Source organism: Kitasatospora sp. NPDC057500 (assembly GCF_042802195.1).
Classification (GTDB): domain Bacteria; phylum Actinomycetota; class Actinomycetes; order Streptomycetales; family Streptomycetaceae; genus Kitasatospora.
The window spans coordinates 1-11,483 of record NZ_JBHVER010000233.1 but is presented as its reverse complement, the minus strand read 5'-3'; the positions used below and the strand labels follow the sequence as shown (position 1 = coordinate 11,483).

The 11,483-nt window shown below is 75.9% G+C and carries 3 protein-coding genes; 1 reads left to right on the top strand and 2 read right to left on the bottom strand.

What is annotated here, in order from left to right:
• Nucleotides 1-1,520 (bottom strand): type I polyketide synthase (locus ACFU74_RS32255; protein WP_380763268.1); only part of this gene is annotated, 1,520 nt, incomplete at its 3' end.
• An 81-nt stretch (nt 1,521-1,601) separates the two neighbouring features.
• On the bottom strand, nt 1,602-10,349 hold the full coding sequence (locus ACFU74_RS32250; protein ID WP_380763266.1) for a type I polyketide synthase: 8,748 nt from the start codon (nt 10,347-10,349) through the stop codon (nt 1,602-1,604).
• Nucleotides 10,350-10,633: 284 nt separating this feature from the next.
• On the opposite strand from ACFU74_RS32250, the gene ACFU74_RS32245 reads away from it, so the two are divergent.
• The gene (locus tag ACFU74_RS32245; protein ID WP_380763264.1) at nt 10,634-11,404 is read left to right on the top strand and encodes a 2,3-dihydro-2,3-dihydroxybenzoate dehydrogenase; all 771 of its coding nucleotides are present in this window, start codon (nt 10,634-10,636) and stop codon (nt 11,402-11,404) included.
• Nucleotides 11,405-11,483 lie beyond the last annotated feature (79 nt).

Here is an 11,483-nt window from a genome sequence, read left to right as displayed (position 1 = left end):
GCCTCGACACCCGAGGCGGCGAACTCCGCCAACCGCCCGGCCTGCGCCCGCAGACCACCCGCACTGCCACCCGACACCAACCACGCCGTCACCCCCTCCGCACCGGGCTCGCCGTCCTCAACCGCGGCGTCGGCCTCCGGGGCCTCCTCCACGATCACGTGCGCATTGGTGCCACTCGCCCCGAACGAGGAGACACCGGCCCGCCGGATCCGCTCCCCACGGGTCCAGGCCACGGGCTCGGTCAGCAGCGAGACGGACCCCGCAGACCAGTCCACGAACGGCGACGGCTCCTCGGCGTGCAGCGTGCGCGGCAGCTCCTCCTGCTGCAACGCCATCACCATCTTGATGACGCCGCCCACCCCGGCCGCGCTCTGCGCGTGGCCGATGTTGGACTTCAGCGAACCGAGGTGGACCGGGGCATCGGCCGATCGGCCCTGGCCATAGGTCGCGATCAGGGCCTCGGCCTCGATCGGGTCGCCCAGCTTGGTGCCGGTGCCGTGCGCCTCGATCGCGTCGATGTCCCCGGCCTTCAGGCCCGCGTCCGCGAGCGCCGCCCGGATCACCCGCTGCTGCGAGGGACCGTTCGGCGCGGTGAGGCCGTTGCTGGCGCCGTCCTGGTTGATCGCGCTGCCCCGCACCACGCCGAGCACCCGGTGGCCCAACCGCCGCGCGTCCGACAGCCGTTCGAGCGCCAGCAGACCGATGCCCTCACCCGCGCTGAAGCCGTCCGCGGCGGCGCTGAACGGCTTGCACCGGCCGTCGCCGGCCAGTCCGCGCTGCCGGGAGAACTCGGTGAACGCCACGGGGCTGGCCAGCACCGTGACGCCGCCGGCCAGGGCCAGCGTGCACTCGCCCTTGCGCAGCGCCTGGACGGCCAGGTGCAGCGCGACCAGCGAGGACGAGCACGCCGTGTCGACCGTCACCGCCGGGCCCTCGAACCCCAGGGAGTACGAGACGCGCCCGGACAGCACGCTGGACAGGTTCCCGGTCAGCGCGTAGCCCTCGACGTTCTCGGGGACCCGGCCCGGGTCCGAGACGTAGTACGAGCTGGACGCCCCGACGAAGACGCCGGTCCGACTGCCCTTCGCCGCGAGGGCGTTGATCCCGGCGCGCTCCAGCGCCTCCCAGGAGACCTCCAGCAGCAGCCGCTGCTGCGGGTCCATCGCCAGCGCCTCGCGCGGCGAGATCCCGAAGAACTCCGCGTCGAAGCCCGCCACGTCCTCCAGGAACCCGCCCCGGCGCGTGTAGGACTTCCCGGACCGGGAGGGGTCCGGGTCGTATAGGTCCTCCGGCCAGCCCCGGTCCACCGGGAACTCCGAGGTCGCGTCGACGCCCTCGGCGAGCAGCTCCCACAGCTCCTCCGGCGAACCCGCCCCGCCCGGGAAGCGGCAGGCCATCCCGACCACCGCGATCGGCTCGCGCGCCGCGTCGATCAGCCGCCGGTTCTCCCGCTGGAGCCGTTCGGTCTCCTTGAGCGAGGTGCGCAGCGCCTCGACGATCTCCTGGTTCGACGTTGTCATCCCGGTCACTCCGCTTTCGCCACGATCTGGGGTCAGGGCCTGTCTGGGGTCAGGGCCCGTCTCGTTCAGGAACTGTCTCGGTCAGGAACTGCTGTCGCCGCGGGCCATGCGCAGGAGGTCCTCGACCGACATCGCGTCGATCAGGCTGGGCTCCTCGGCGTCCTGCGGCGCCGCCCCGGCCGGTTCCGGGTCCTGCTGGTCCTGCTGCTGCTCCGCGTCGGGGAACTGGCCGAGCAGGTGCTCGGTCAGCGCCTCCGCCGTGGGGTGGTCGAACACGGCGACCGGGGAGAGCCGGAGCCCGGCGGTGCCGACGATCCGGTTGCGCAGTTCGACGGCGGTGACCGAGTCGATGCCGAAGTCCTTGAACGCGGTGCCGGGGCTGATGCTCCCGGCGTTGGAGAAGCCGAGCACGGTGGCCAGTTCGGCGCGCACCAGGTCGAGCAGGGTGCTGCGGCGCCGGACGGGTTCGAGTTCGGTCAGCTGGGCCAGCCTGGCCGCGGCGGGCGACTCGGTGCCGGCCGGCCCGGCGGACGCGGCGGTGACGAGTTCGGCGACGAAGGGGTGCGGCCGGGTGGCGTTGAAGCGCTCGGCGAAGCGGTCCCAGTCGACGTTGGCGATCGCCACGGCGGTGTCGCCGTGGCCGAGCGCCTGGAGCAGGGCCATCACGCCCAGGTGCGGGGTCATCAGGTCCATGCCGCCGAGGCCGACCCGGTCGACGAAGTCCTGCTCCCCGGCCATGCCCTGGCCCGACCAGGCGCCCCAGGCGATGGAGGTGGTGGTGCGGCCCCGGGCCCGGCGGTGCTCGGCGAACGCGTCCAGGTAGGCGTTGCCCGCCGCGTAGGCGCCCTGGCCCACGTTGGGGACCATGCTGCCGGCCGAGGAGTAGAGCACGAAGGCCTTCAGGTCGAGGCCGGCGGTGAGCTCGTCGAGGTTGGCCACGGCCCGGGTCTTGGGCAGCAGCACCCGCTCCAGCTGGTCGGGCGCCATGGCGTTCACCGGCCCGTCGTCCACCACTCCGGCGGTGTGGAAGACGGCGCGCAGCGGACGCTCGGCGGGGATGCCGTCGATCACCCGGGCGAGGGACTCCCGGTCGGCGATGTCGCAGGCCGTGACGGTGACGCTCGCCGCGCCCAGCCCGGTGAGCTCGGCGGCGAGTTCGGCCGCCCCGGGGGCGTCGGGCCCCTGTCGGCCGACCAGCAGGACGTGTCCGCCCTGCCGGGAGAGCCAGCGGGCGACGTGGCCGCCGAGGGCGCCGGTGCCGCCGGTGACCAGCGAGGTCCCCTCGGGCCGGAACGGGGTGGCCGGCGCGTCGTCGGCCACCGGGTCGCGGACGATCCGGCGGGTCAGCAGGCCGCTGTCGCGCAGCGCGAGCTGGTCCTCGTCGTCGATCCCGGCGAGGGCGGCGCACAGCAGCGCGCCGGTGGTGGCGTCCAGCGCGGGCGGCAGGTCGATCACGCCGGCCAGGCGCTGCGGGGTCTCCAGGCCGGCGACCCGGCTGAGGCCCCAGACGTGGGCCTGGAGCGGGTGGGCGAGCTGTTCGTCGTCGGTGGCCGCGATCGCGCCGCGGGTGGCCGACCAGAACCGGGCCTCGCAGGAGGCGTCGTCCATGGCCTGGAGCAGGTGCACGGTGGCGAGCAGGCCGGCGGGGACGGCCGGGTGCCCGGGGTGCGCGGACTCGTCCAGCGCGAGCAGCGACAGCACGCCGCCGACGGGTGCGCCCGTGAACGCCTCGGCCAGGGTGGTCCGGTCCGCGCCGGTGGTGTCGACCGGGAGCAGCACGGCCTTGCCGCCGTGCTCGTCGATCTCCCGGAGGCAGGCGGTCACCAGGTCGTGGTCGAGCAGCCCGGCCGGTGCGGCGACCAGCCAGACGCCGGTGAGCCCGCCGTAGGCGGAGGCGGGGTCGACGGCCAGCGGCCGCCACACGGAGCGGTAGCGCCAGGCGTTGATGACGGCGGCCTCGCGGCGCTGCTGCCACCAGTGCGAGAGCGTCGGCAGTACGGCCCGCAGCGCGTCGCGCTCGGCGTCCCCCGCGATGCCCAGCAGTCCGGCCAGTTCCCCGGCGTCGGCCTGCTCGACGATCCGCCAGAAGCGCTTCTCCACCTGGTCGGTGCCGGACGGGCCGCTGCCGGTGCCCTCGTCGCCGTCGAGCGGCAGGTCGAGCGGCTGCTCGCCCGCGGGGGCGGGCTGCAGGGCGGTCCAGTCGACCGCGACGCCCGCGGTCCAGATCCGGGCGGCGCCGGTCAGGACCTGGGCGAGGGTGTCCTCGTCGCGGCGCAGGGTGCCGGTGACGGTCACCGCTCCCGCGGCGGACGCCGTCGGGTGCGCCTCGGCGGTCTCGCCGATGCCCATGGTCAGCACCGGGTGGGCGCTGGCCTCGACGAAGACGGTGAACCCGTCGTTCAGCAGGGCGTTGGTGGCGTCCTGGAAGCGCACCGGGTTCCGCAGGTTCTCCAGCCAGTAGGAGCCGTCCAGGGCGGTGGTGTCGATCAGCGCGCCGGTCAGCGTGGAGTACATCGGGATCCGGGACTCGCGCGGCTCCACCCGGCCGAGCGCCCGCAGGACCTGCTCGCGGATGGCTTCGACGTGCGGGGTGTGCGAGGCGTAGTCCACCGGGATGCGGCGCACCCGGACACCGGCCTCGGCGCAGTGCGCCATGAACTCCTCGGCGGCGGCCACCTCGCCGGCCACCACGGTGCCGGAGGGACCGTTCACGGCGGCCGGCCAGAGCCGGTCCGGCCACTGCGCGAGCAGGCCGGCGACCCGGTCGGGACCGGCCGTCACCGACAGCATCGCGCCCCCGCCCGCGAGTTCCACCAGGGCGGCGGAGCGGGCCACGACCACCCGGACGGCGTCCTCGACGCTCAGCGCCCCGGCCGCGCAGGCCGCGGCGATCTCGCCCTGGGAGTGGCCGACCACGGCCGCCGGGCGGACCCCGGCCGACTCCCAGAGCCGGGCCAGGCCCAGCATCACCGAGAACATCACCGGCTGCACGACGTCCACCCGCTCGAAGGAGGGCGCGTCCGGCTCGCCGCGCAGCACCGCGAGCACCGACCAGCCGGTCGAGGCCTCGACCAGCTCCGAGCACTCGGTCACCGTGGCGGCGAAGACCGGCGAGGCCTCCAGCAGCCGGGCGCCCATCCGCTCCCACTGCCAGCCCTGGCCGGGGAAGACCAGGACGGGCCGGACCTCGCCCGGCGCGCTGCCGGACGCGGCGGTGCCGGCCAGCTCGCCGTGGTCGGCGAACGCGCCCAGGGCGTCCAGGAGTCGGCCACCGTCCTCGCCGACCAGCGCCAGTCGGTGCGGCTGTCCGGGGCGGGCCGCCAGCGTCCGGGCCACGGCGCCGGGCTCCGGCGCGCCGGCGGCGACGAGGTCGCGCAACCGTGCGGCGCGGGAGCGCAGTTCCGCCGCCGTGGGCGCGGAGAGCGGCCAGCAGGCGGCCGGGGTCACGGCGAAGTCCCGGTACCAGTAGGGCTGGTGCTCCCAGGGGTAGGCCGGCAGGTCGACGACGGCGCCGCCGTCCTCGCCGGGCCGGGCCGGCGCGGGGCGCACCCCGGCGGCGAACAGCCGGGCCGCCAGCCGGGCCGCCGTCGCGCCGTCGGCCGGGAGGGCGACGACCTGGTCGCAGTCGGCGGTCGGGTCCTCGCCCTGCGGTGCCAGGCCGTCGGCGGTGCCGTCGAGCAGGGCGCGCAGGGCCTCGGCCGCGGTGAGGCGCCCGTCGGCCCAGGCCGCGGTGGCCGCGCCGGGGCCCTCGCCGGCCACCGCGTGCGGGGCGACGCCCAGCTGTCGCAGCGCGTCGGTCGCGGCGGCCTGGTGGCAGAAGACCAGCGCGGCGCTCCGCCCGGCGGCGGGTCCGGCCAGCTCGGCGAGCAGGCCGGTGAGCTCGGCCAGGGTCCGCCGGTAGACGGGCGAGGCGGCGGCCCAGGCCTCCGTGGTCGCCCCGGTGGCCGGTTCGGCGCCGTAGCGGAAGCCGATGACGAGCTCCTCGCCGGCGTCCACGCGGCCGGTCCGGGCCGATCCGGTGCCCTCGGCGGCCTCCGTCAGCGCGGCGGTGAGCGAGGCCGCGTCGGTGCCCACCACGGCGAGGCGGTGCTCCAGCAGGGAGCGCCGTCGGGTGGCGGTGCGGACGATGTCGGCGGTGCGCCCGGGCTCGGCGCCGAGGCGCTCGGCGAGCCCGCGGGCGACGGCCCGCAGCGCCGTCGGGGTGGCCGCGGTGGCCAGCAGGACGTGCTCGCCGGGCTCGGCGGGCACGTCGGCGGGGCGGTCCGCGGCGCGGGGGACGAACTGCTCGACGACGACGTGGGCGTTGCTGCCGCTGACGCCGAAGGCGCTCACCCCGGCGCGGGCCGGGCGGTCGTGGGCCGGCCACGGGCGGGACTCGGTCACCACCTCCACCGGGACCCGGTCCCAGTCGATGCGGCTCGACGGCCGCTCCAGCAGGTGCGGCGGCAGCGTGCCGTTGCGCAGCGCGAGGACGACCTTGAGCAGGCCCACCGCCCCGGCCGCCGCGCCGAGGTGGCCGACGTTGGCCTTCGCCGAGCCGATCAGCAGCGGGTCCTGCTCGCCGCGCCCGGCGCCCAGCGACTCGGCCAGCGCGTGCACCTCGATCGGGTCGCCCAGCGGTGTGCCGGTGCCGTGGGTCTCGACGTAGTCGACCTCGTGCCCCGCCCAGCCGGCCCGGTCGAGGGCCTGGCGGACCACTTCCACCTGGGAGACCGGGTTGGGCACGGTGAGCCCGCCGGTCGCGCCGTCCTGGTTGACGGCGCTGCCGCGCAGCACGGCGTGGACCCGGTCGCCGTCGCGCAACGCGGCGGACAGCGGCTTGAGGATCAGTGCCACCGCCCCCTCGCCGCAGGCGAAGCCGTCCGCGTCCTCGTCGAAGGTCTTGCACCGGCCGTCGGCGGCCAGCGCGCCGGAGCCGGCCATCGAGGCCAGCAGCGGGCTGGGGGCGGTGATCGCGCTCGCGCCGCCGACCACGGCGACCTCGCAGTCCCCGGCGCGCAGCGCCTGGCAGGCCAGGTGGACGGCGGTCAGCGAGGAGGAGCAGGCGGTATCGACCGTCATGCTGGGGCCGCGCAGGCCGAGCAGGTAGGACAGCCGGCCGGCCAGCGCGGCGTAGGAGGTCCCGGTGCCGTGGTGGAGGTTCAGCCGGGAGGGCTCCATCTCGCGGGCGACCAGGAACTGGTAGTCCGCCAGGGCGAGCCCGGCGTAGACGCCGACCGGGCGCTCCGCGAGGGTGTGCGTCGGGCAGCCTGCGTCCTCCAGGGCCTCCCAGGCGGTCTCCAGGAAGAGCCGCTGCTGGGGGTCGAGCAGCTTGGCCTCGCGGGGCGAGATCCGGAAGAACGGGGCGTCGAACTGGGCGAGGTCCTCCAGGTAGGAGCCCGGCAGGGCGATGGCGTCGCCCAGTTCGGCCCAGACCGGGTCCCGCAGCCGGTCGGCGGGGAAGTCGCCGGCGGTGGAGCCGCGCCGGTTCAGCAGGTCCCAGAACGCGGCGGGGGAGGGGGCGGCGGGCAGCCGGCAGGCGAGGCCGATGACGGCGATGCCGTCCTCCTGCTCCTCCTGCTCCTCCTGCGCGGGGTCGGGCCGAGGAACGGTCGCGACCCGGGACTGCGGCGCCGGGTCCGGGAGGCGCTCCGGTGCGACGGCGGCGAGGTACTCCGCCAGGGCCTTGACGGTGGGCCGCTCGAAGACCAGCGTGGTGGGGAGGGTGACGCCCAGTTGCTGTTCCAGGCTGCGGCGCAGGCTCACCGCGGTCAGCGAGTCCAGGCCCTGCTCGAACAGTCCGCGCCGACGGGGGACGGCCTGGTCGGCGGGCAGGCCGAGCACCTCGCGCACCGTGGCGGTCACCAGCTCGGCCAGGCCCCGCCCGGCGGGCGCGGCGGCCGGTACGGCGGCGGCTTGCGATCGGGCGGGTGCCGGGCTCACCGGCTGCGACTGGGCCTGCGGCTGCGGCTGCGGCTGCGGTTGGGGCTGGGCCTGAGACTGGGGCTCGGCCGACGCCGGGACCCGGCCGAGCGCCGCCAGGTCGCCCGCGCTCACCTGCGCGTACAGCTCGCCGGTGACCCGGTCCTCGGCGTCCAGCAGGCTGAGCCGGATCCGGGCCGGAGCCGCCGCGCCGGTCGCCTGCCCGCCGCCCTGCTGCCCGCGCTCCACGCCGGGCAGCCAGTAGCGCCCGCCCTGCCAGGACGGCACCGGCAGGGTGCGGTACCGGCGCGGCCCGTCCACGGCCGCCGCCCAGTCGACCGGCGCGCCCGCCACGTGCAGCCGGGCCAGCGCCCGGTACGCGGCGAGCTGCCCCGGCTCGTACCGGCTGAGCACCGGCAGGGCGGGGGCCCGCCGGCCGCGCAGCCGCTGGGCCTCGGCGAGCGAGGGGACCAGGACGGGGTGCGGGCCGATCTCGACCAGCGGGTGGTCGTCCTCGGCGAGCAGCCGGTCGACGGCCGGCCACAGCCGGACCGGGGAGGTGAAGTTCCGCACCCAGTAGGCGGCGTCGTAGACCGTGCGGTCGGCCGACGGGTCGACGGTGGAGAGCATCCGGACGGCCGGGGCGGCCGGGCGCAGCCCGCCCAGGGCGGCCTCCAGCCGGGGGCCGAGGTCGGCGATCAGCGGGCTGTGCGCGGGCGCGTCGACCCGCAGCCGGCGGCAGCGCAGGCCGCCCGCCTCCAGCAGTCGCGCGGCCTCGGCGACCTCGTCGGCCGGGCCCGCGACGACCAGCGAGCCGGGGCCGTTCACCGCGACCACGGTGACCGGCAGGCCCGATCCGGCCAGGATGCCGGTGACGCTCTCCTCGTCGGCGGTGACCGCGTACATCAGGCCGCGCCCGGAGGCCAGGCCGAGGGTCTCGGAGCGGCGGACGATCAGGGTGACCGCGTCCGGCAGGCTCAGCACGCCGGCGCTGTGGGCGGCGGCGACCTCGCCGAGGCTGTGGCCGAGGATGGCCCCCGGCCGGACGCCCCGGGCGGCCAGCCAGCGGGTCATCGCGACCTGCACGGCGAAGATGGCCGGCTGGACGATCCCGGTGCGGTAGAGACCGGTCTCCGGGTCGGCGTCGCGGATCTCGTCGACCAGCGACCAGCCGGCCTCGGCGCGGACCAACTCGGCGATCTCGTCGAGGGTTTCGCGCACCGTGCGGTCGCTCTCGTACAGGTCCAGCGCCATGCCCGCCCACTGGCCGCCCTGGCCGGCGTAGACGAACACCGGTTCCGGGGCGCTGTCCGGGTCGGGCACCACCCCGGTGTAGGCGCCGTCCTGCGGCTCCTCGGCGTCCTCCAGCGCGTCCAGCAGGCCCGCGCGGTCGGTGGCCACCACGGCGTGGCGGTGCGACTCGTGGGTGCGCCGGTTGACGGTGGCGGCGGCCAGCTCGGCGAGTTCGCCGTCGGGCGTGGCGGCGACCGACTCCCGCAGGGCCGCGAGCTGTTCGGCCAGCCCGGCGGGCGCGGTGGCGGAGGCGAGCAGCACGTAAGGGTGCGCGGGCGGCTCGTCGGCGGGCGTGGGCCCGACGGCGGGCGGCGCCTCGACGATCACGTGCACATTGGTGCCGCTGAGGCCGAAGGAGCTGACGCCGGCCCGGGCCGGGCGGTCCAGGCCGGTGAGCGCGGTGGTGGCGGCGGGGACGGCGATCGCGCCGTCCTGCCAGTCCACGTTGGGGTTGGGCGTCTCCACGTACGGCTGGCCCGGCACGGTCGCCGAGTTGACGATCCAGGCGGTCTTCAGCAGCCCGCCGATGCCGGCCGCCGCGTCCATGTGGCCGAGCAGCGCCTTGTGCGAGCCGATCAGCAGGGGGCGGCCGGCCTCCCGGCCCGCGCCGTACACCTCGCCGATGGCGCCGACCTCGATGACGTCGCCGATGGCGGTGCCGGTGCCGTGCGCCTCGACGTAGTCCACCTCGGCGGGGGAGAGCCCGGCGCGCGAGAGGGCGGTCTCCAGCAGGTCGGCCTGGGCCGCTCCGTTGGGCACGGTCAGGCCCATGCTGGTGCCGTCGTTGTTGGCGGCGGAGCCGCGGATGACGGCGTGGATCCGGTCGCCGTCGGCCAGCGCGTCGGCGAGCCGCTTGAGCACCACGACGCCGGCGCCCTCGCCGCGCACGATGCCGTCGGCCGCGGCGTCGAACGGGCGGCAGCGGCCGGTGGGGGAGAGCGCGCCGACCCGGCTGAGCGCGACGCTGAGGTCCGGGGTGACCAGCAGACTGACGCCGCCGGCCAGGGCGGTGTCGCACTCGCCGGCCCGCAGGCTCTGGCAGGCCTGGTGCACGGCCAGCAGCGAGGAGGAGCAGGCCGAGTTGAGCGTGGCCACCGGCCCGGTGAGGTCGAAGGTGTACGCGAGGCGCCCGGCGGCGAAGCTGAACTCCAGTGCGCCGACGTGGTGCTGGGTGATCGACTCGACGCCGAGGGTGCGCGCGTGCAGGAGTTCGTAGTCCTTGGCGAGCAGTCCGAACAGCACGGCGGTGCGCGAGCCCCGCCAGGACTCGCGGGGCCGCCCGGAGTCGCTCATCGCCTCCCAGGCGACCTCCAGGATCAGCCGCTGCTGCGGGTCGAGCAGGCCCGCCTCGCGGGGGCTGATGCCGAAGAACGGGGCGTCGAAGCGGTCGATGTCCGCGAGGAAGGCGCCCCGGCCGTTGGCGATGGTGCCGGGCCCGCCGGCCGGGTCGGCGTACCGGTCGCCCCAGCGCTCGGCCGGGACCTCGGTGAAGACGTCGGCGGCACCGGTCAGCAGGCGTCCGAAGTCGTCGAGGGTTCGCACGTCACCCGGGAAGCGGCATCCCACACCCACGATGGCGACGGCGGTCTCGGCTGCGGTGGCGGGTGTCGATCCGTTGCCGGAATCGGTGCTCATCTATTCCCTCCGAGGGGGTGGGACTGTGGGAATCCGGGGCGAATCCGGGACGTCGCGGGCGGGGAAACGGGAAAGGCGCGGACGGCGGCCCTCCGATGCTACGGACCGGCGCGTTCCCCGTGATCCCCTACCGGCCCCTATTGCGGTGCCGCGGCGCCGTTTAGGGGGCGGCTAAGGGTGCCGGTGCGGGGCACGCCTTGGGAGGCTGGCCGGAAAACGGAAAGACCGTGAAGTGGAAACAGATCCCGCGGCTGCCGCGGGCATCCCGGAAGGGGTTCGCTGTGATGCGTGGCGGGGTTGCGGTGGTGACGGGCGCGGCCCGGGGAATCGGCGCGGCGGTGACGCGGCGACTGGCGGCGGAAGGCATTGTGGTGGCCGCCGTCGACCGTGACGGGGAGGCGCTGGAGGTGGCCGCCGGGGAGTTGGCGACGGACGGCCTGAAGGTCTACCCGTTCCCGGCCGACGTCAGCCGGGCCGCCCAGGTGGAGGAGGTCGTCGACGAGGTGGAGCGGCGGCTGGGCCCGGTGGAGCACCTGGTCAACGCGGCCGGCGTGCTCCGCCTCGGGGCGGCCTGCTCGCTGTCGGACGAGGACTGGCGGGACACCTTCGCGGTGAACACCACGGGTGTTTTCCTGATGTCCCGCGCGGTGGTCAACCGGATGATTCCGCGTAATTCCGGGGCGGTGGTCACGATCGCCTCCAACGCGGCCGGAACGGCCCGCGCGGACATGTCGGCCTACGCGGCGTCGAAGGCCGCCGCGCTGGCGTTCACCAAATGCCTGGGCCTGGAGGTCGCCCGCCACGGTATCCGCTGCAACGTGGTGGCGCCGGGTTCCACCGAAACCCCGATGCTGATGAGCATGTTCCAGGACGAGAACGGGCCGCGGAAGACCATCGAAGGGCAATTGGAGACGTACAAGACGGGAATTCCGCTGCGGAAACTGGCGGTTCCCGAGGACATCGCCGACGCGGTGCTCTTCCTGCTCTCCGACCAGGCCGGCCACATCACCATGCAGCACCTGACCGTCGACGGCGGCGCCACCCTCGGCGTCTGACCCGCCGGTCCTGCCGGTCCCGCGACGGCCCGTGGTGCCCCCCACCATAACCCGATCGGGGCACCACGGCATTTGCGTC